Here is a 22,096-nt window from a genome sequence, read left to right as displayed (position 1 = left end):
ATGAAAAACACCACCCTCGTTACCCTTCTCGTTCTCCTCACCTTCTCTTGCCGTACGAGCAAGCACAGACTGGAGGAGCAAAAAGCTATAAAGCAGGTAAGCCGTTCTGAATTTCAAAAATGGCAATACTACCTACAGCAGGATAGCAACTGGCGGTACTGGCACTTTGCGAGCGATTCCATTTTTTACTTTCATCCCGATAGCGGCCTTTGGGCAAAGAGCGGATGGCTATATGCCGAGGAACAGTGGGTACATAAAAGCGAGCAGCAATCCAATGTAAGCAACAGAGATAGCGCGGCCATCGAACAATACTCGTCCAAAACAGAGCAAAAAAGGATCCGAAAACAGCAACTCCCCTGGTACATTTATGTAATTGCCCTACTCGGAATAGGATCTTTAGGGTATTTTTACTTCTGGCGAAAACGTATCTAAACGAAATGAAGCTGTCTTAAAAAGGTTGAAAAACCTAAAAACGCGTCATTGCGAATGAAATGAAGCAACCCCGAAGGGCTCATCGTAGATAATCTCATTGTTAATAGGGGGATTGCTTCGTACCTCGCAAAGACGATACAGTTTACAAACCGAGCTTGCGAGATCACCGTAGGTATCTGTCATTGGTAAAATAGGGTGCCTGTCCCGAATTTACTTCGCGAAAGTAATCTGCATTTTTGATCCTGATAAATCGGGACTTCGTTGTAATCAGATTGCTTTGTCGTCATTCTTCCTCCGCGCAATGACGTTGAGAAAAGGCTTCCAATCGAAATACGCCTGAAGCAAATCCCTTCAGGCGTATTTTTTATATAAATCAGGATAATCTACTAGCTCAAACCGCTATTATAAACTTCATGATACAGACAACTTAATCGCCATTAACTTAACCACCATTAAGTTAATGACCATTACAAAAACAACAATTAACTCCGCATACAACTAATCTACAAACACTTAACCATCCAAAAAAAAATAATCTTACTTTTTCCTTTAGAGGACCTCTCCACATATCTACCAAAGATATTCTTGCGAAGAGTATCGGCTGGTGATGACTTTGCAAATCTTGCATAAAATATTTACCTTGAATCTGATTAATAAACCATTGAGCAAAAAGTAAAACTGAAGTTAATCTTTAGATAACACTTAATTAATAGAATTTATCAAACTTTGCTAAAGCTTTTTAAGCCATTAAAAAATGTAAATTAGCTATGTCTTGGGTTAAATTTATAGAGGGGGATACCAGCGCATTTGAACAGATTTATAACGAGTATGTTGAAGATCTGTACAAATATGGTACGCATTACCATACCGATCATGCCACCGTTATAGATTGCATTCATGATCTTTTCACCGATTTATTTGGGAATGTCAAGATAGCGAAGGAAGTAAATATTAAATACTATCTATTTGCTTCTCTGCGTAGACGTTTGTTGCGCAATAAAGTCGCGCAGGACAAGTTTAATAATGTACAGTTAGAGGAAATCCTGAACTGGTCTGAGGACAACAGTTTTGAGCAGGAGGAGATGAAGGAAGAGCAAATTATCCTGCTACGCGAAAAATTCAAAAAATTGCCTACTCGTCAAAGGGAGGTACTTTTCTTAAAATATTACATGGATTTCAAGTATGAGGATATCGCCGAGATGATGTCGATCCATATAGAGACCTGTAGGACACTTTCTTTTCGGGGGATGAAGCAGCTTCGCCTGGAGTTGAACTCGCCCGAAGCACTCTCTGTTATTTTTTTTATAATTTATAGTCAATAAAACGACAATCGCTGCTCTATATAAGTAAATACACTTATTGTGGACAGAAATAAAGAGAACTATAAAAAGATTTTTAACCTTGGCACGAGTGAATTGTTCGATACGCATGCCAAGACCGCACTCTATCAATCGATAAGGAGGCAACACCGTAGAAGGCGTTATAGACGTGTATGGGGGTATGCTACGGGGATCGCCGCTGCGCTGATGTTGTTTTTCATGTACTTTCCCTATAATCCCGCGAAAGAACTAATTCAACAAGACGATATCATACAGACCGCACAACACAATCAAAGAGCTATTCAGGCAGGGAGCGATTTATTACTGGCATCTTCTGTGAGGGGGCAGGATCGCGCCAAGGTCAACCCCCTAAAGGTGGATGGTGATGAGGATATACTTAAGCTTGACGAGCATGTCGGGGATAACGAAGTGGAATATGCTACCGTGTATGTCCCTTACGGAAAACGGCAGGCCTTTGTACTGCCCGATCAATCTACGGCTTGGCTCAACGCCGGGTCCTATCTGACCTTTAAAAAAGATATGAGTCAGGGTACGCGCGAAGTATACCTCAACGGCGAGGGGTATTTTGATGTAACCCATACCGGGCGGCCTTTTGTCGTGCGTACAGCCGAGACCCAAATCCATGTATTGGGTACGACTTTCAATGTCAATTCGTACGAGGAGGATAACCATACTGTCATCGAGCTCCTCACAGGAGCTGTGTCTTTGGAGAGTACGAAAGGTCTTTTTGAAGGAATCCGCATGAAACCAGGAGAACGGATAAGCTTCGATAGCAAGAATAAGAAAATAAGTATCAACCGTAATGCCAAGGGGGATGATGTCCTCTGGACCAAACGCCAATTGGTATTGCAGCAGCTGAGTATCGATGAGCTGGCACGTAGACTGGAGCGTATCTACAATGTGCGGATACATCTGGACAGCCGGCTTAGAGCATCATCAGTAGCTTACTCCGGTAGGCTCAATATCGATGTGGATATTGTGACTTCACTGAGAAGTCTCTATGAACTGAATGATTACGAAATCACACAAATAGAAAAGGAGGTCTGGATCAGAAAAAGATAAATCAAAAAAAGAATGGTATCACAAAGAAGATAAATAGGAGTTGCACCTCCCCTTTATCGATTGATCAATAAATCGTTTGCACAATTTAATCTATTCAAAATTATGAAAAATAAACAAGCGGAACAATACGCGTCCGCTCGATGGCGATTGCCGTCAAAATGGAGCTATAGCATGAAAATAGGATCATTAGCACTGACCGGTATCTTCCTATCGATCAGTGTAGTTGCCTTTCCTCAGCGTGTCACCCTCAAAATGGAAAACGCAACACTAAAACAATTTCTTGAGCAGGTACAGACACAGGTCGATGTGGCTTTATTGTATTCGGATCAGTTGGTGGCTAACAAGCGGATCACGGTCAACACCAAAAACCGGGATTTCAAGGAGCTCTTGTCCAAAGAGCTGCCTAAGTATCACCTCACCTTCAAGGAGTCCGATGGACAGATCACGATCGTACCCCATTCCTCTTACCACAAAGGGGCAGACCGAGAAGAGGTGAGGCAGGAAAAAATAACCGTTAAAGGACGTGTGTTCAATAGCCAGGAACCTCCACAGGCTTTAGAAAACGTAAGTATCTCGATCAAAGGAGGAGCATCCGTAGGTAGAACCGGTGCCGGCGGATATTACGATGTTGCAGTACCCAAAGGATCACAACTGGTCTTTACACTCGTAGGCTACCGTCCATATGAGGTATTGGTCAATAAGAATGAAAATAACTTAAGCTTATCGTTGCAGGAAAATGTAGCAGATGTAGAAGAAGTCGTCGTTGTGGGGATGACTGAGATGCAAAAGAAGCATATTGCCAGTTCGGTAGCTACCCTAGATGTCAAGTCTAATATTGAAGGTAAGCCAATTACCAATCTCTCTCAAGCCTTACAAGGAGGTGTCACGGGCCTCAACGTGCAGCAGGGATCGGGACTACCTGGCGGAGATGCCGCTACGATCAAGATCAGAGGTATATCTACGATGAACAACTCCGACCCATTGGTGCTTGTAGATGGTGTCCCTATGGATATGAACCATATCGACCCCGTAACGGTAGAAAGTGTGACTATTCTGAAAGATGCGGCAGCGGCTGCCATGTACGGTGCCAGAGCAGCCAATGGGGTCATCCTGATTACGACCAAACGAGGTAAGGCCGGACAGATCAATGTGTTGTACGATGGCTATTATGGTATGCAGACCCCGACACTGATGCCCGAATTTGTTGATGCCGCGACCTATATGCGTACCTATAATTATGCGGCCCTGGCATCAGGCGAAGCTGCTTTTTTTGATGATGAACAGATCCGCAAGACCGAATCGGGTGAGGATCCCATCAATTTCCCAAATACCAACTGGACCAAGGAGGTCATCGACGAGTACGCGCCATTGACCTCCCATTCACTGGCGCTGAGCGGAGGTAACGATGTCGCTAGGTTTGCCATTACGGGCAATTATATGTATCAAAAAGGGATGTTGCCGGTCAACAAAATGGACCGCTTCAATATTAGGGCCAATACATCCGTATCACTATCCAAGAAATTCTTGGTCAATTTAGATGTACTCGGTATCCGTCGTAATGTATTGTACCCCAATCGTGGATTGGGCAACGGTGGTATCCGTATGCTGGACGACCTGTACAGGCTCCCGCCTAATATATTGCCCAAATATCCGGCCGAAGAAGGATGGCCTACCATCTATGGACGCTATGCAGATATCGTCAATCCAGTGGCCTATGCAGAGGTCGGCGGCTCCATCGGTTATCAATTTGACCAAGCTACCATCAATTTGCAGCCTAAGTGGACGATTACCGATAACCTTAACCTAACAGGACAGTTTAGTTACCGACTCAACTCCGATGTGTATAAACAGAACCGTGATAATTTTTATTTCTTTGATTATTACAGCAAGCAGCTCGTACAGACCTGGGCGGTACAGCGCAATTCATACTCGAACAAGCGGGATACTTACATTTTCGGCAGTGGAGCCTTAGATTATTCAAAACGATTCGATAAGCACAATGTATTTGCCTTAGGAGGGTTTTCTATAGAGCGTTTTAATGAAGGTTACTGGGATATGTCCGCTTTAGCATCGGCCTACAGTAAAGTTAATTATTCGTACGACGACCGCTACCTGGCCGAGTTGGCTTTCCGTGCCGACGGATCCTCCAAATTCGGGGCAGGCAACAAATGGGGTTACTTCCCTTCGGTTGCCGTCGGATGGAATGTGCACAATGAGGATTTCTTCAAACTGGATGCGATCAATAATTTGAAGCTAAGGGCATCTTATGGTCACTTGGGCAACGAGAATATAGGTTACTACCAATATCAGAATCTGATCAATGAGAGCAATGGGACCGAGTCGGTATGGGGCAATCCGGATATCAGCTGGGAAAAGGTACGGATCACGGATCTTGGATTTGATATGTCACTTTTCAATAACAAGTTTGCATTGACCTTCGACTACTACGATAAGCTGACGACAGATATGTTGATGCGCCCTATGATCCCTCCATCCGGGTCCTTGGGGGCTATCCGGTTGAATGCCGGAAAAGTGATGAATAGAGGGGTAGAGGCCCAGATCACGTATAATGAGCAGATCACTCCTGACCTTTTTATCTCCGTAAAACCTGGAATCACTTACAATAAGAATAAAATTATAGAACTGGCTGGTGGTGTCTTTGGTGAAACAGGAATCATACGGCAGCGTGAAGGTTATGCACTGGGCAGTTATTACGGTTATGTATCGGATGGTATTCTGCAGCTCTCCAATTTTGATGAGTACGGGCGTGCTAATGTGCTGTTGGCCAACCAGAGCCAAGGCCCGGGTGATATTCATTATAAGGACCTCAATCAAGATGGCCTGATCAACGACGATGATCAGCAGATGATCGGCGACCCTACACCTCGTATTAATTACTTTGCAAACTTCAGTGTGAATTATAAAAAGTTTGATATAGAGGTGCTACTCCAAGGAGCGGGCAATCACGACTATTCTGCCAATCTGGGTGGTAAATCGAGTGGTTACCTATGGCATCCGCTCAATATGAGCGCTTCGGGCGGTGTACCTACTACGTATCGTGCTGCCAATTCTTGGCGCGAGAACAATCAGGATGCCATGTACCCACGCATAAAGACCACACCGGGTACCAACGTATTCGTCAGTGATTTTTGGCTGTTCAATGCGCGCTATATGCGGGTCAAATTTATCCAGGCAGGTTACCGTCTGAGCGGAAAGACGTTGAATAAATACGGTATCAAGAGTTCACGTATCTATCTGAACGCGCAGAATCCATTTTTATTCTCCGGTGTAAAAATGGCAGATCCGGAGTCGCAAGGTGGTTCTTGGACGTATGGAATTATGAAAACATTTACCGTGGGACTGACTGCAAACTTTTAATTAGGGGAAAATATGAACACGATATATAAGATGAGAATATTGATATACAGCTTGGTTGCGGTGGGAATGCTGCAGGTATCCTGCGAAAAATTCCTGACTATAGACAGTCCTACGGGGGTGTCGGATGACAAGTGGTGGAATACCGAAACCGATGCCTACAACGCACTGTCTTCCATTTATGCGGGAATCCCGGGAGGTTCTTCGGGACGTAACATCATGTACTATTCAGGCCTTACGGACGAGGCAGTACAACGGGGCGAGTTTAAGGGAGATTACGATGGTTTTACCAGAGGGTTAGCTACCAGTCGCTGGGGTGTTTCGCAGTCCTTGTGGCAGGATGATTACACCTGCATCCGAAGAGCGAATCGCTTTTTGGAAAATGTGGACAAGGTATTTGCAGATGCAGGATTGAAAGAAAGGATGAAGCTGGAAGCCCGTGCGCTAAGGGCCTACTACCACATGGAGCTTATGATGCTCTATGGAGATATTCCCTTATTGACGGCTTCCTTAAAACTCGAGGAAAATAATCAATCGAGGATCCCACAGGATCAGGTGTATGATTTTGTCGCCGAAGAGCTGAAACAATGTGCGGAGCTGTTGCCGTCGACCTATACCAATGCCGATAGGACAAGAATCACAAGCGGCATCTGTTGGGCGCTATTATCGCGATTGGGTCTTTACAAAAAAGATTATGAACTCGCAAAGATGGCCTCCAAGAAGATCATTGATTCGAAGGTGTACAAATTGTGGCAGAATACCGCTAATATGCAGGCCAGCTACAGCGAGCTGTTCAGTTATACAGGCGAGTTGAACAATGAGCGTATTTTCTTCAAAGAGCAGGGAGCGAGCAATGCCTGGACTTCCTTTGCCCCGTATGGTATAGGTGGCGAAACCTATCTTTCGCCCACTAACCGGGTAGTTGACAACTATGAAACAAAACAAGGAAAAACCATTTATGAGCTGGGGCCTGATTCGCTGGCCATCTACCGTAAAGACCCTAACCACCTGAATAGACGGGATCCACGGCTTTCGGCCTCCGTATTTGTGCCCAATGAAAAGTTTTTGGGACAATACACACTAGATCCCTTTTATAGTCCTGCCGACAAGATTGGTTTGACCAAATCTACGGCTACAGGTTATTGGATCAAGAAATATATCGATGCCCGTGATCAGCAGAAAAAGTCAGGTGAGCTTGACTTTATGATCATTCGCTATGCCGAGATTTTATTAACCTATGCCGAAGCCAAGATCGAGCTGGGTGAGTGGAACGATGCAGAGACACTTGATGCCATCAATCAGGTGCGTGCGCGGGCTACTATGCCAGCTGTAACGACTACGGTGTACAATTCTCAGGAGCGTATGCGTACACTGGTCCGCCGTGAGCGACAGGCTGAATTAGCATTTGAAGGTGGGCGTTATTTTGATATACGCCGTTGGGGTATAGACACCGATGTGATGAATGGACAGGTCTATGGGGCCACCAACCCGGCTACTGGCGAAATTGTACAAGTGCAGATGCGCAAATACAACCGCAATCGCGAATACCTGTGGCCGATACCGGAAACGGAAACGAGTACAAATCCGAACATGGTTCAAAATCCAAATTATTAAGAGATGAAAAAAATATTTTTTACCCTATTAGGCGTTTGTGTAGTGCTGATCCTGGCGCAGTCCTGCCGTAAATCGGTTGATGCCGGGGACTGGAATGTTACTCCTACCAAATTTCTAGATCCTAATGAATATACCGGCCCCGTCAAGACATTGAAAATCATGTCGGTGAATATGAATTTGGGAAGTAACGCTACAAATTTTCCGGCTATGGTCGCGATGATAAAAGCGTACAATCCGGATCTATTATTCTTGAGACAATGTGACAGCAAGACAACCCGTGCCGGAGGTGTTGACCGACCGCAGGTGATCGGTGACGAGCTAGGGATGCAGGTATTCATGAAAGGCCGGAGCTATGGCGGAGGACAGTTTGGCAATGCCGTGCTTTCTAAATTCCCTATCACCGAAAGGTTTGGCCTCGATCTGACCAAGGATCCAAATAGAGGGGAGCAACGGATGCTGGCTATGATAAAAGTAGAGGTGGAGGATGGCATATTTGTTCAATTTGCAGGGACAGAGTTAGAAACCAATGCTGACGACCGGAGGCTGCAAGCCATTGATATCCTTCGTGCTACAGAGAATCTAACGAATCCTGTTATTTTCGTTGGGAATTTTAATGAGCAGTGGTCGGCACCAGGGGCTGCACTGACTTATATACAAGGTAATTTCAAATATGCCTGTCCTGCTACAGGCTGTGTTTTTAATGCTCCTAAGGCTAACCCCACTGGCACCTTTGATTACATCACCTATCAGGATCCTGCAAACGTGCTTATTGTGGATAAGATGTTAGAAGCGTTCAAAAATCCAGAAACGGCCAACACTTTTTTCCCTACAACAGCAGAAATCAAAGTAAAAACGCAAAAATAGAAACGCAATAGTAAATCATCCAGATTTATAGGGCTCTTAGGAAGCTATATAAATCTGGTGGTTTCACCACTAACAAATCAAAAAAATGAGAAAAGGATTACTTGCTATCACGGCACTTCTGTTTTTGGTCATTACCTGTTGCAGCAGCTCAGGTGAAGAGACCAAGCCCGAAACACCAAAAAAGAGACTGACGCTGATGACGTATAACATCAGGCATGGTGCACCCTACAATTCGGACGTGATCAACCTGAACAATATTGCGGCCGTCATCAAGAAAAGCAACGCCGATGTAGTCGCTTTACAGGAAGTCGACGTGAACACCACGCGTTCGCCCAATGTCGCCGATCAGATCGATCAGATCAAAAAATTAGCCGAATTGCTCGGCATGGAGTATTATTTTTCCAAATCCATTGATTATAAAGGAGGAGAATATGGGAATGCAATCCTTAGTAAATATCCGCTGAGCAACAAACGTCGCTTTGATCTGCCTGCGATTGTGGGAGGCGAGCAGCGTAGTATTGCTTTAGCTACCGTGTCCTTGCCGGATGGCAACACTATGGAATTTGGGTCCACACATTTTGATCTGAATACCATCCGCGTAGCACAGGCACAGTTTCTCAATGATATGAGTGAGCAGCTCAAAAAGCCGCTTTTCATCGGCGGAGATTTTAATGCGACACCAGATTCGGAAGAAATGACTCTGCTCAAGAAAGGGTTCAACTTTTCCTGCATGGGTAATTGCCAGTTTACGATCCCTGTCGTAAACCCAACTAAAGCAATTGATTTTATCGTGTATAACCCATTGGCAAAACAAACGTATAGCTTATTGTCGGCGATAGCTATGACCGGTCAATATGCATCAGATCACCTACCCGTGGTCGCCATATACCAATACGATTAAAAATCTACCTCTGTCGAAAAGTTATCTAAATAAAATACGCCTGAAGCAAAATACTTCAGGCGTATTTTATTATACCCTTCCTAACCTTTTTAACCCTATAAATACACAACCTCGTAACTAAATAACCTCCTCCCTACCCACCACTAGTCACTAGTCACTCATCACCTCTTAACCTTCTTAACCCTATAACCTCCATAACCTGAAACTACACCTTCCCCTTCGGCACCGAATACAACTCCCGCAGTCGCATCACCTCGCTGGAGATAAAGCGCACGCCACCTCCTTCTTTTCCTATCCGCACCTCGGTGACCAAGCCCTGCTCCCGATGCGATAACAGCGTACCGCGCGAGAAATTTAGCACATCCAGTGCTTCCAGGGTGGTCATGAGCCAGTCGCCCTCGGCCAATACCAGGTCGCGCACATGGATGACACGACGTCCAACCCGATGCTGTACCAGAGGTTCAACTTGCACGGCCTTAAACCCCTCTCCCTTCCCTCCTTCATGCTGCATCTTGTGTGCAAGCAACTGTTCCAGGAGCAGTCGGATCTGTATAGCAGTCTCTACCAAAATCTCTTTTCTTTTTTTTCTTTCCATATGCCTAAACTTTCCTTTTGCAACTCCTGCAACACGACCAAATTCAACCATAAGAACTGCAAAAAATTAATCAATTAAGTTTTAAACCACAATTAGCCCTTGATCAGTTTATCATTAAACCATTCGTTTACACTCTTTTCATAGGTATTGCCCACATTAATAACCTTACTATTACCTGCGCAGGAAATAGTAATCATTTTATCTTTTAATGTTCGAGCATAGGTCTTGTTTAAAATATACTTATTATGAACCCTCTTAAAATCACTAACTGGCAGATCATCTTGAAATACACCTATACGTTCCGTTATCGTCAAATGCGTACCGTCAATAAAGTACAACTCGGATTCATCCTTTGCCGATTCAATGTAAAACAGCTCATCGTACGGTATTAAACGCTTTTCATTGGAACGTTTAACCGTAAAATAACGACTGCTGAGCGCCTCGGCAGGCAGGGAATTACTGAGGCCAAGCGCAGACTCTACCTTGCGGACCATCTGATTGACCCGGCTGAACGTAAGATTTTTGAGTAGGTAATCCACAATATTATACTCATAAGCTTCGAGCGCAAAGCTGTCGTAACCCGTAACCATTACACAGACCATCTCGCTGGGTAGCTGTTGCGCGACCTCCAATCCATCTACACCGGGCATCTCTTTATCTAAGATCAATAGATGGGCAGGCTTTTTATACAAATAATTGAGTGCTTTTACCGGATCTGTAAACATTGCTACGACTTCGATCCGGGGGATACTTTTTAAAATCCCGTTCATAAGCTCATTTGCATTTGAATCATCATCCAAAAGCACTGTTTTAATTTTCCTCATACTTCTTATTTTTTGATTTGAGTATCAAATTGATTGTATATAGCCCATCTGTACAGTAGTGCTGAATATCGCCTTTGAGAATAGGATTTAACAGTATTCTCTTTTTGATATCCCTTATTCCAGAGCCAAGTCCAGCTGCCGACCTTGTATCATCTACCACATTTTGTATCTGTAATATTAATCCATTTGCTTCCAAAGAAAAGAGAACCACGATCGGTGTACCAGCCTTGCTATACTTCAGCGCATTGCCCAGCAGCTCTATTCCTGCTGTAGGTAAGATTAACTGACCACTTGGCTCGCCTTTAACTTCGATCTGAACATCACGATCGAGGGCTTTGATCCAAGATTGCATCTTAGCCAATTCCATTTCGACAACAACAACATCCTGATCCAGCTTTTGGGCTTTTAAAACATACAGCTGTAAGGCAATATGCCCATTGATAAAAGACATCAACTCCTTGATATTACCTCCTACACGTGCCAAAATCCCATTCCAGGCATTAAAATTAAAATGTGGATCTATCCCTTTCAATAACAAGCGGGCCTCTAGTACCTTCACTTTCTTAACCTGTTCCAACTTGGCAAAAAAAACGCCGTAAAAACTATACTTGATCAGATATTGCAAATAATTCATCGCAAAATCGACCGTATCCCGACTCTCATAATTCGAGATTCGGATATTGATTTTCGGCAGGAGGTCATAAATCCAATAATCACAAATAAAAAAAAATAACACAGCAAATGGAATGACCAATAAAACAAATCCGTTACGTAGGGTAAATCCCTTTTTAGATTTTGCAAAATGAAAGCTCAGATAAAAAACTGCCATAATTAAAGGTATCCCTCCAAGAAACTGTAAAAAGGTGGTATCCCGGTACCGTATGATATTGACGATATAAACAATCACGATATACAGCACCCAGAAAGCAACATGCAATAGGAACCCTCTATTTATCGAAGGTTTTCTCGATTCAACAATCATAGGTATAATCTTTAGTGAGTAATCTGGGATACTAAAGATATAAAAATATAACCAATCAAATATAATCTTGAAGATACAAGAAACACTCCCATTGTGCAGGGTCATCATTAATGATATCGTAGAGATCTGAATACAATTGTGCCACTATCTCGTGGGTTTCTTTTTGGGTATCAACATCTTTGATATTGAAATACGCTTGTAGATCGGCATCCATATGTGCCCATATAAAGTATAGTGGACATGCTAACCACTGCGCCAACTGCACTATCCCCTTTCTGACACGCAACCTTGCTGCTCCAAAATCGACTGTATGCAGGTGGTCTGCGGATTTATCGTTTAATGCGGTACCGGTATTGCCATCCAAGTAAGCTAATATATGATACCCACGATCGAATGCTCTGCGTGCCTGCAATAAAACACTCGGCTGCTCTGCATCCAGCAAAATAAAATGTTCGGCAAATCGATCTCCATGAATATCACGCATCACGGATTCAAAAACAGCTCCTTGTTCTAGGTATACATCGGCAGAGACCAGCAAGGCTATTTTGACCCCATTTTCGGAAAGGCAACGAACGAGAAGTCGGTAACTATAAATGTGTGCCGTCAGGATCACACTTGGTATTGCTTTTATCTGCTCGGCCAATGCATTATTTTTATAATCGGACGATCGCTGTTGTATACTGGCTAGCCGCTGATAAAACAGCGTATTTCTGAAGCTAGCCTGAAGACACTCAAAGTCTCTATCGGGATATACCCGGTGCAAATTGGTTACATAGGTATGGTAAAGCTCGGCTGCCCACCCCGTCTCCAGATTCAGTTCAGCGACTTCTTTCTTTAATTTAAGTATCATAATATAGTGTTAATAAAGGTTGATAATCCAGTCTATAGAGACTGGATCTAGATTATTCAACTATAGATAGATCGGACATTTGGGCTTAGGCTTTTCGATATCCTGTACGATAGGGTCCAATAAGTCCTTCAATTGAACTTGAACCTGACAATCTTTTTGATGATTGATTTCTGTTAACTTTTTTTGATTCTGCATGTTAATTTTATTTTCATTCTACCATCAATCTGCTCTTGCAATAGCAGCTTGTTTTGTGCGCCGGCATTACAAAGGATTCGTAAAAGATTTAGAAACAAAAAGAAAATCGAAGGATGCATTCATTCTCACGACAGATGAGTCTAGAGAGTCTGTCGATAGCTTTATAGCACTAAATAACCTTATGATAAATGTATCCTTAGCCAATAAAGAGTCATTTACGTATTAAAAAGGTGCAGTTATGGCAACAAACACAGTTGAACGTATAAATAATGACATAATCGTATGGTTTGATGTCAGCTTTGTAGGCTGGAGACACATGCATCGATTTAACTTGTTTTATAGGAGATAACTATCGACTCATTGTGATCTACCAATGAAAAAAAATTATGGAACGATTCGTCACTCAGGCCAAAGGATTATTACAATGTGCAGATGCAAGCCAGGCACTATTCAGGCATATCAAAATACAGGAGTTTAATAAAAATAAAGTGTACTGTAGCGATGGGGAGCAGAAGCCGTATTGGTGTTATGTGATCGATGGGCTGGTCGGGGCGTATCAGTACTTTGAATACGAGACCCCCTATATGCACTGGGCCACATTACCGGGACAGACCTTTACCGGGACCAAGCATGAATATAGCGGTAGCAGCCATGGCCTGGAGATCCGTTTTTTAAAAGATACCAAGCTGGCTACGGTACATCTGCAACACCTGCGTGATCTTATGGACAAGCATACCCCTATCATGCGGCTGGTCAATGTGCTGCGGCAGCGACGGTTTACCACAGGTGACATCAAATCAAGAGTGATGGCGCGCAATGCCAAGGACCGATACAGCGAGACGCTATATGAAATACCTGCTATACCCGCTATTCTCAATAACAACCAGCTGGCCCAATACCTAAATATCAACCCGAAGACCCTGTACAAGAGTCGAAAAAAGGAAATAAACCGATAAAAATTAAATACTACCATAAGACCCGATTTTAAGAAATGAACGGCCCCTACCTTTGAAATATCAAAACGCAAGTACAGCGGATCGGCGATACCAGGTGTCAATGAAAAGGGGAAGCTCACCAAAAGGGTACACCGCGCAGGCTGTGCCTGGGTGTATAAAGAAAAGGCGGCAGCGACAATGCTTTTGAACACAACCGCGCAAAACATAGGCAACAGGAATATGATCACACTTTGGTATAAGCAGGCAATAGTTGACAGGTTAGATAAAACCTTACGCTGGTATCGGAGATATCTGAGCAAACCGATATACAACGTTACCGTATATGGCTATGCCATGCTCTATATGTATACGGCATCCAGCAAACTATGGAAGATGGAAACCTTTATTAAGGGAATAGCAGAGATTCCCTATATAGGCAGCTATGCACACCCTATAGGCTGGGATATAGCTCAGCTCGAAATCCTGTTAGCGATCGGGCTGATCCTACCCCGTTATCAACGTACAGCCCTGTGGGGCAGTACCATTTTAATGGGAATACTTACAGCATACCTGGCATTGATGATGTTATTTGTTCCAGACCGCTTATGTAGTTGTGGGGGCGTAATCGAAAGCATGGGATGGGGTACCCACCTGGCCTTTAACATAATTTGGCTTATATTGGGTATACACGCCATCCGACAAAAAAAGTATAAACAACTAAATTTAAAGCCGTGGAAAATTCACAAAAAAACAAGGGCAAGGCGCTAGTTGGCGCACTATTATTAGGACTGGCTGTGGTCGGTTCGGCATTTACAACAAAACAACATAACAAACCTGTCGAAAACCCAGAAAGACAGGCACAACATTTCTTTAGAAATGAGGGCACATCCAAAGTAAGTCCAGTATGGAAGTACATTGGGACTACTGCCCCAAGTGCGCTGGATTGTTCGCTAAATCCGAACAACTACTGTTATGGATCTTCAGATATGGGAGCAGATGCGTCTGGAAATCCATTGGGATCAGTAACAGCGGAAGCCGAAGGGAACTATACCCCGTAATACGGGTCATTAATCTTCAACAGAAAGGAGCCAATAATTATTATTGGCTCCCTTTGATTATTTTAGATCAGCTATTACGAGTACTTTTGTCTTCCTTACTGATTTGCTAAGTTTAAGTTTATAAGGGAGCAAAGCTTTATTGACAGATTCCACACTGGACAAGCTACCATCCAACTCGATATCTATTGCGAAATCAATTCCAGTTTCGTCCAAAATCGGAAGTTTCAGATGTTGCAAAGTGAAAGTCAGATGGTGGGTCAGCCAAGACAACTTTCTGTTCACAATTTTTAAGCCCGCTAAGTCTGCATTAAACATCGATGTGTCACTTTCACTTTTCGGAAATGATGTGTCCCCTATAGAAGTCAGGACTAATGCCGGTAAAACTCTTTCTTCTAGTCGACCTTCAATTCCATACATAGATCCAAAATATCGATTCAGATCCTCTTGCATAAAATTCGACATATTATGAGCCATATGCTTAGGAAGACGTAGTTCATAAGAAAAACCATATTTTTTGATCCAATCCATGACTTCAGCTCCAACTTTGTCTGTATTCACAAAGGTTGAATCACGAAGAAGCAAATCAACTTTTGCATTGTACAAAAATGCTCTATCAAAATTTGAAAATGCTAACTTATACAAATTTTTCACGGTAGTATTAATATAAGAAACCCTTGTTGAATCTCTCACCAATGACCCTATCACCCCTGGAATATCTCCCTTAGTAATAATAGAAAAGTACTTTAAGCTACTATCCGGAAGTGGCACAAAGCGATTTACAGTATCAAGAGTCAGCACATTGCCCAATTTAAATACAGGCTCTCTATCATTCAATCTTTCCATCGCCTCCTGCTTTATTGGAAAGGAAATGATTGCCCCTTCCATCCACCTGTCCACATTTTCGATAGTAAGATATTTTTCTTCAGTGATAGCAACGATCCTTCCCTTGTCATCTATCCAGACATAGTGCGGTATGGTACGATGCGGAAAGTAACGCTTCAAGGTATTATCGTTGACAATAGATATCAGACCTAGGTCTCCAATCTCAGATCTATCAAAAAATTGTTCAATTTTATCTCTCTCTTCGTAAGTAACGGGCAAAATAGCTAATCTATCCGCATATTTTTCCTGAATGGTTTTCATTTTCGGGAATCCCGCCAGACAGGGCGCACACCAGGTTGCCCAGAAGTCAAGAATGATATACTTCCCCTTAAATTCCTTAAAATCGAGAGAATCTACGGGATGACCAACGACCTCGTGCAGACCTAATCCAGGTAATTTATCGCCTATTTTTAAGGGCTTGATCTGGCTGTTAGCCAGATTTATATTCAGGAATAGCAAAATTCCCAAGAAATACTTTACTGCTTTCATCATTTCTATTTTAAATATTAATTATTCTGTTCAACTCCAGTCAATAAGACTTCCTGATTAGGTATAGCAAAAGTGTATCGAGCAGAGCGAGGTAATAACTCATATCGTGATCCCAAGACTTCTCTTGTTAGCAGAATTTCTGTTGTAGGGTCTTGATTTAATCTTCTAAGATCTGACCATCTTAATCCCCGAAAACAAAGTTCTTTTCTACGTTCTAACAAAATTTCCTTTAGCAGAATATCCTTGTCGGTGATGGCGAACGGAACAAAGCTACCCTTATCGATACGCGCCTTCAACAAGGCATTAAGATCTGCTAACGCCAGATCAACCAATCCCTTTCTAATATAACATTCGGCTCTATTTAGCAATATTTCACCCGTAGATAGGCCACAGAACAAAAGGCGTGTGCCATCATAACTTCCTTTATACCGCACCACCCCCCCGTGTTCTCTAAAAAACACGTTTTTTCGTAGATCATGAGGACCGTACAGCCTGTACAAGGAGGCATCAACGATTAGTGCACCCGGGGAGAATGCTGAGTAATTACCTATTCTTGCCAAGAATAACGTCTCCTTATTCAATTGTTTGATGGGATTTGTCAATTGGAGATTGATATCAACATCACCATTAAAATCCATCAGGCTATTATGTTCTAAGAGACAAGAGTCAGCATATACCAGCGCATTATCATAATCGCTCGTTGATAAATAAATACGTGAAAGCAAAGCATAAGCTGTGACTTTTGAAGGCCTAGTTCTAGAAATAGTATGCAAGGGTAATAAATCCGTCGCTTGCATCAGATCATCTAAAACTTGTACATACAAATCCTCAAGAGTGGATCTACCTACATTTTGATTGACGTTAGCGGTCAGTCGTAGAGGTAATCCCAACTCTTTGTCTGCGACAGATGTTGCGTAAGGAGGCGTAAATACCTGAGCTAACTGAAAATAGTTAAATGCACGGTAGAATAACGCAACACCTTTTAGTTCTTTCCATTGCGAAGTGTTTACTTCCTCTTTCAAATTTACCAAGCCATCCAACACTATATTGGAGCGTAATATCCGCTGGTAGGCATAAGTCCAGTCCCCAGCCATATTGCTACTATAAGTAGGTTCCGACTTCCACAGATAAGCAATGCGTTCATCATCAATCAATCGCGCGTAAAAGTCGTCCGCAATATGAAAATCTGCCGAAGCAACCTCTCCGATTCCTAAGTAGCTGGAATTCATTATATTCACATTGTCCAAAATAGCTTCATAATCGGCCACTTTGGTAGGTATGACCATAGACTGTACAGGTTTGACATCTAGCCATTCATTCTGACAAGAGGTAATTAGCCATAGCAATAGGCATGCACCATATTTTAGAACATTCATAATCAATAATTTAATTTTAAACCAAGGGTAAATAAAAATGGAGTAGGAATACTGACCGCTGCCGCACTAGCATACGCCTGAAAATCAGGATCAAGTCCCTGCTTATTGGCTTTCCAGAGTATCACCAGATTGTCCAACTGTGTATATAATCTAAAGCTATGGAATGGGATTCGGCTTTCCGATCTACGCCTAAACTCGTACCCCATATTAATATATTGCAAACGGACATGGTCGCCTTTTTCTACCAATACGGAGGCACGTTGGTAAAAGATATCTCTGTTGGTATTATTGGGGTACAACATCGATGGGACATCTGTTCTCAACTCATCACCAGGCTGCTCCCATCTGATCGCAAAATCCCGATGTCCTGACCAATTGTTGATAAGCGAATTGTAGTTGATCGATCCGCGGCGGAAATAATAACCCAGCTTGTACACGATATTGAAAGAGGCATAAAAGCCTTTGTAAGATAACTCGTTGAATAGATTCCCAAAATAGACAGGTTTTGCTGGCCCATGGTAGTGTATATCTTCCAGTGCAGGCGTATTCAAGGCTACATAGTCATCGCTAGCGACCTCCTCAATGTATCCTCTGGGATTACCATTGACAGGATCGAGACCTGCCCAAGGCATACTGAACACAGCATATAAAGGATAACCTTCAATGGGATATTTATCAAAGGTATTGCCACTGGCTCCAAAATAGAGCGCCGGTGCAAAAGAAGTTTCGTATTTTTTAACCTTATCCGTAGCCCAGCTCCATTGGAATGCAGAATGCCATCGGAATTCATTCACAAAGCTTTTGTTTAGCTTTACCACAATATCCAAGCCCTGTCCACTTATCTCTGCATAATTACCGCGAAAGTTCTGCACACCCGAGCTCGGCGGCATTGGTGCATCACCGATCATATCTTTTCCATTCTTCTTAAAATACTCCACACTACCACGCAACAAACCAGTTTTAGTCGCGAAGTCGAGCCCCAGATTCAGCATGGCTATCCGCTCCCATCGTAGATCAGGATTACCTAAAGTATTGATATCCGCATAGGGCAAGCCAGAAATAGGCGCAGGTGTAGGATTAAAACGTAAAATGGTCACCCCTGTCAATGAACGGTCTAAATTACCATTATAACCATAGGTGGCCCGAAGTGAAAGCTCCGGAAGCCATTGTATGTTGTAAAAACATTCATTCGAAGCACGCCATTTAAAACCTGATGACCATAACGGCACAGATTTCTGATTGGCATTGACCCCGAAAAAGTTAGATTGATCTATGCGGCAGCTTGCCGAGATGGTATAATTACCATAACTGTAGGAAACATTGCTGAAGTAGGATCTGAACCTATCCTCGCCACTCCCCAAGGACCGTAAACTGGGTATAGGAGCTCCCATGCCCGATGGATACAGTGTATAACTCTTGAGTGGAGATTCCAACAATTTGCTTGAACCGTTGTCCTCATTGTACCCGTAAGTTCGTAATGATGATGAGTTTCGTGAGAGCATTTTTTGCTCGGCACCTAAGATCGCATCCACCTGGTGATCAGAGGCTATTGTTCGAGATAAACGAAACTGTCCACGCAGATTGTGGGAGACAAATCCGCTATAAGTCTCATCAAGAATACTGCCCAGCGGAATATTATCCAATTTGGTGACCAACCCTGCAGTGCTCACCGTAGCATATCTATTGATAAGATCCCGCGTATAATAACTGTCTTCTTCGGCCAGTTCGTAGCGATCTGATCTAAAATCCTGATAGAAATATTTACCCTGTATTTCTAATCCGTCAAAGAGGCGATAATTTATACTGGGTTCGATACGGATATCTCTTCCATGCGTCAACTCAGTGTGTAGGCCGATATCATATAGAGGGGCATAAATCCAGTTTAGGAAGCCATTTTCTGTAGCTTCATCGGCAAAGGGCTGTTGATAATCCTTGACCATTTGTAATGGATTACCATTCTCATCGGACAATCGAAGATAAGGGTAAATACCTCTTCCATTGCCAGTATTTAAATTAATCCCCCCTTTATTAAATGTGGCTCGTATTTTGGCAAAATTAAAATCTACACCAACCTGAAGCGCTTTAGAAATGTCAAATTGATTACTGGATCTAAGCGTGATTCTATCATTATAATCCCTGACTGTACTGAGATCCTTGCGATCGTAGCCTGTTGAAAAGAGATATCTGTAATTCGCAGTACCTCCTGAAAACTGAACGGCATATTGTTGATCTCGCGCATGGCGATAGATGTGGGTCCCCATTTCGCGTCGTATATCGTAGCCTTCGTACAGAGCCAATCTGCGACTTAACTCGTCGTCAGTGATTTCTTCCTCCCGATGCGCATACAGTAGCTGCACCACAGGCGATAAAGGAGCTCTTTTTTTGGATATTAGATCAGCCTGATAATAATTCTTGTCAAACAATATTCTTTCAAACTCGATAAAATCCTTGGCAGGGATAAAGTTGGGATTATACATTAGATCGGGTTTTGCGCTTATAGAATTATTAGCATTAAAATCTATACGTGGTCGATCTGACTTACTCCCTTTCTTGGTCGTAATAACAATCACACCATTACCTGCCCGTACACCCCAGATTGATGCCGCGGCGGCATCTTTTAAGAGTACGATATCTGCTATATCGTTAGGATTGATCTGATTGAGACTACCTTCATAAGGAAAATTATCGAGGACTACCAAGGGTTGTTCGTTAGCAAATAAGGTACTACGTCCACGTATCTGCAATTCGTCCTGCCCGGTGATCCTCTGCTTATTAAATACCAGCCCGCTAGCGATCCCATTTAGTTTATTTATGATATTGGTCGATGCACGATTATCAAGCTGTTTATTATCTACGCGATAAAAACTTCCCGTAGCTCTTTCTTTAGGTATTATCTGATATCCGGTGGATACCACCTCGACCTCATCTATCGTGTTCTCATTTGGCTGTAACTGTATTTTTATAAATGTAGACGTATTTTCATAGGCAACACTTTGCTCCTTGTATCCGATATGTTTTATGGTTAATACTCCTGTAGGTGGATCTACGCTAATCGTAAATCTCCCCTCTTTGTCTGTGCGCACGTGTTTCTTATCGACGGTGACCGAAGCCCCTTCAATAGCCTGCCCATCGGCAGCCGAGCGTACCTCCCCCTGAAGTACTGACCCCGACTGCGTCTGAGCGACCGCCTGCGTAAACGCAAGCTGACTAAACAACACACAGAATACTATTTTAAAAGCTATAAGCCCTAGGCTATAAGCAGTATGCCTCACTATCCCTCCGTCATCATGCCGGGTTCCGGATTTACTTCGGAAAGGAGTGTAACGACGTGATGATCTATTTGTTGATATCACGTACTTATCTTGTTCTATTGGGCGATTAGAAAGATCTTGATAACTGGGACCCGTCCCGATTTTATATCGGGATAACATGTTAACATGTTCACCTTCACAAAAAGACAGTCCTCTCCCACCCCTTAAAAATTTGTTCATTTCTAAAGTTCATTAGGTGTGACCTAATTTTACTCCGTCACTTTGCTCAGTTCCGATTCATCGGAAAGCGGAACGCAGAGGAGTCGAACGGGTCTAAAAACTATATAGTCCTTAACTAGTTCACACGGTTCATAAAATAATATTGAAAGGCAGACGAGGATTATTGGGTTATTTCATAAGGGTCTAATAATTGGCGACGCCTCATCTGCGCATGAATAAAAACCGACCTGTTTGTTTATAGAAAATCTATATTATTTTGATTCATATCCTTGCAAGTGCATTTATATTTTCCTACTTTTAGATTGCGAAGTCCATAATTTTGGAAAACAGACCTGCCTTGTGTGGAAATGGTCCATAAACAAGTCGGAAAAACCAAAAGAGAAGTACTGATTATTGACCATTTAGGCTCTTAATATGTACTGTGTAAATAGACCGTAGTCTATGTACCCTTTGTTGGTTTTTAATGTCGTATTGCACTATTCTGGCGGGCAGCATTTGTTCTTTATCAGCGCGCGCAGTGCCAGGTAGCAGCCTCGACCTTGGGTCGCGAGCTGTACACTGTTGTTGGTTAATGATTCTCTTTTTATCATGTTGTCTAAAAATTGGTAACACATTTAAAGAGTCTCTGAGAGGAGGAAAATTGGAGCTAATTAAAAAAGATAGGCTCCTGCTTTCCACCGCCCAACATGGCACCAGCAAGGGCCTTAGACACGGTTTCCAGCAGGAGCCTATCCCACACATCGCAAAGATAGCAAAGTAGGGATAAAACTCCTAGTGGTCTTGTGTCTTAAAAATTGCTGGTTTTTGTTAGACAAGACTCAAATCAGACGA

19 protein-coding genes are annotated in these 22,096 nt (G+C 42.9%); 11 read left to right on the top strand and 8 right to left on the bottom strand.

The window, feature by feature from the left end:
• The 7 genes from G7B20_RS12310 (at window position 1) to G7B20_RS12280 (ending at window position 9,588) form a co-directional block, all read left to right on the top strand.
• A complete protein-coding gene (locus G7B20_RS12310) occupies window positions 1–432 on the top strand; it encodes a hypothetical protein (RefSeq protein WP_164111711.1) in 432 nt (143 codons plus the stop codon).
• A gap of 767 nt (window positions 433–1,199) precedes the next feature.
• Window positions 1,200–1,754, top strand: a complete 555-nt coding sequence (locus G7B20_RS12305) for an RNA polymerase sigma factor (protein ID WP_164111710.1) — start codon at window positions 1,200–1,202, stop codon at window positions 1,752–1,754.
• Between the two features lie 39 nt (window positions 1,755–1,793).
• Window positions 1,794–2,834, top strand: a complete 1,041-nt coding sequence (locus G7B20_RS12300) for a FecR family protein (protein WP_164111709.1) — start codon at window positions 1,794–1,796, stop codon at window positions 2,832–2,834.
• Between the two features lie 102 nt (window positions 2,835–2,936).
• The gene (locus G7B20_RS12295; protein ID WP_164111708.1) at window positions 2,937–6,212 is read left to right on the top strand and encodes a SusC/RagA family TonB-linked outer membrane protein; all 3,276 of its coding nucleotides are present in this window, start codon (window positions 2,937–2,939) and stop codon (window positions 6,210–6,212) included.
• 12 nt (window positions 6,213–6,224) lie between these two features.
• Window positions 6,225–7,823 (top strand): RagB/SusD family nutrient uptake outer membrane protein, encoded by a 1,599-nt coding sequence (locus G7B20_RS12290; RefSeq protein WP_240452901.1) that lies wholly within the window; start codon window positions 6,225–6,227, stop codon window positions 7,821–7,823.
• Between the two features lie 3 nt (window positions 7,824–7,826).
• A complete protein-coding gene (locus G7B20_RS12285; protein ID WP_164111707.1) occupies window positions 7,827–8,687 on the top strand; it encodes an endonuclease/exonuclease/phosphatase family protein in 861 nt (286 codons plus the stop codon).
• An 85-nt stretch (window positions 8,688–8,772) separates the two neighbouring features.
• Window positions 8,773–9,588, top strand: a complete 816-nt coding sequence (locus G7B20_RS12280; protein ID WP_164111706.1) for an endonuclease/exonuclease/phosphatase family protein — start codon at window positions 8,773–8,775, stop codon at window positions 9,586–9,588.
• Window positions 9,589–9,793: 205 nt separating this feature from the next.
• Here G7B20_RS12280 and G7B20_RS12275 read toward each other — a convergent pair whose 3' ends face one another.
• The 5 genes from G7B20_RS12275 to G7B20_RS19615 all read right to left on the bottom strand — a co-directional run bounded on the left by G7B20_RS12275 (window position 9,794) and on the right by G7B20_RS19615 (window position 13,034).
• Entirely contained in the window at window positions 9,794–10,183 is a 390-nt protein-coding gene (locus G7B20_RS12275) for a hypothetical protein (protein ID WP_164111705.1), read from the bottom strand.
• A 92-nt stretch (window positions 10,184–10,275) separates the two neighbouring features.
• Window positions 10,276–11,007 carry a LytR/AlgR family response regulator transcription factor gene (locus G7B20_RS12270; protein ID WP_164111704.1) on the bottom strand — a complete coding sequence of 244 codons (732 nt, stop codon included), beginning with the start codon at window positions 11,005–11,007 and terminating at the stop codon, window positions 10,276–10,278.
• Window positions 10,994–11,989, bottom strand: coding sequence for a sensor histidine kinase (locus G7B20_RS12265; protein WP_164111703.1), 996 nt, complete (start codon window positions 11,987–11,989; stop codon window positions 10,994–10,996). The genes G7B20_RS12270 and G7B20_RS12265 overlap by 14 nt, the downstream gene beginning before the upstream one ends.
• Before the next feature lie 55 nt (window positions 11,990–12,044).
• Entirely contained in the window at window positions 12,045–12,839 is a 795-nt protein-coding gene (locus G7B20_RS12260) for a hypothetical protein (RefSeq protein ID WP_164111702.1), read from the bottom strand.
• Window positions 12,840–12,899: 60 nt separating this feature from the next.
• Window positions 12,900–13,034: a hypothetical protein gene (locus tag G7B20_RS19615; RefSeq protein WP_262886573.1), complete on the bottom strand. Its 135-nt coding sequence runs from the start codon at window positions 13,032–13,034 to the stop codon at window positions 12,900–12,902.
• Between G7B20_RS19615 and G7B20_RS12255 the strand changes: the two genes are divergently transcribed.
• The 4 genes from G7B20_RS12255 (at window position 13,033) to G7B20_RS12240 (ending at window position 15,027) form a co-directional block, all read left to right on the top strand.
• A complete protein-coding gene (locus G7B20_RS12255; protein WP_164111701.1) occupies window positions 13,033–13,260 on the top strand; it encodes a hypothetical protein in 228 nt (75 codons plus the stop codon). The two genes, G7B20_RS19615 and G7B20_RS12255, sit on opposite strands and share 2 nt — an antisense overlap.
• A gap of 160 nt (window positions 13,261–13,420) precedes the next feature.
• A complete protein-coding gene (locus G7B20_RS12250; protein WP_164111700.1) occupies window positions 13,421–13,990 on the top strand; it encodes a Crp/Fnr family transcriptional regulator in 570 nt (189 codons plus the stop codon).
• Window positions 13,991–14,140: 150 nt separating this feature from the next.
• The gene (locus G7B20_RS12245) at window positions 14,141–14,737 is read left to right on the top strand and encodes a MauE/DoxX family redox-associated membrane protein (RefSeq protein WP_164111699.1); all 597 of its coding nucleotides are present in this window, start codon (window positions 14,141–14,143) and stop codon (window positions 14,735–14,737) included.
• Window positions 14,701–15,027, top strand: a complete 327-nt coding sequence (locus G7B20_RS12240; protein ID WP_164111698.1) for a hypothetical protein — start codon at window positions 14,701–14,703, stop codon at window positions 15,025–15,027. The genes G7B20_RS12245 and G7B20_RS12240 overlap by 37 nt, the downstream gene beginning before the upstream one ends.
• A gap of 57 nt (window positions 15,028–15,084) precedes the next feature.
• On the opposite strand, the gene G7B20_RS12235 is transcribed toward G7B20_RS12240, so the two are convergent.
• The 3 genes from G7B20_RS12235 to G7B20_RS12225 are packed head-to-tail and all read right to left on the bottom strand — an operon-like array spanning window position 15,085 to window position 21,265.
• The gene (locus G7B20_RS12235) at window positions 15,085–16,401 is read right to left on the bottom strand and encodes a TlpA family protein disulfide reductase (RefSeq protein WP_164111697.1); all 1,317 of its coding nucleotides are present in this window, start codon (window positions 16,399–16,401) and stop codon (window positions 15,085–15,087) included.
• Window positions 16,402–16,415: 14 nt separating this feature from the next.
• Window positions 16,416–17,774, bottom strand: a complete 1,359-nt coding sequence (locus G7B20_RS12230; RefSeq protein ID WP_164111696.1) for a RagB/SusD family nutrient uptake outer membrane protein — start codon at window positions 17,772–17,774, stop codon at window positions 16,416–16,418.
• Between the two features lie 2 nt (window positions 17,775–17,776).
• Entirely contained in the window at window positions 17,777–21,265 is a 3,489-nt protein-coding gene (locus G7B20_RS12225) for a SusC/RagA family TonB-linked outer membrane protein (protein ID WP_164111695.1), read from the bottom strand.
• Window positions 21,266–22,096 lie beyond the last annotated feature (831 nt).

It is taken from the genome of Sphingobacterium sp. xlx-96 (assembly GCF_011007365.1).
GTDB classification, from domain to species: domain Bacteria; phylum Bacteroidota; class Bacteroidia; order Sphingobacteriales; family Sphingobacteriaceae; genus Sphingobacterium; species Sphingobacterium luzhongxinii.
This window is presented reverse-complemented; position numbering and strand designations above follow the sequence as displayed.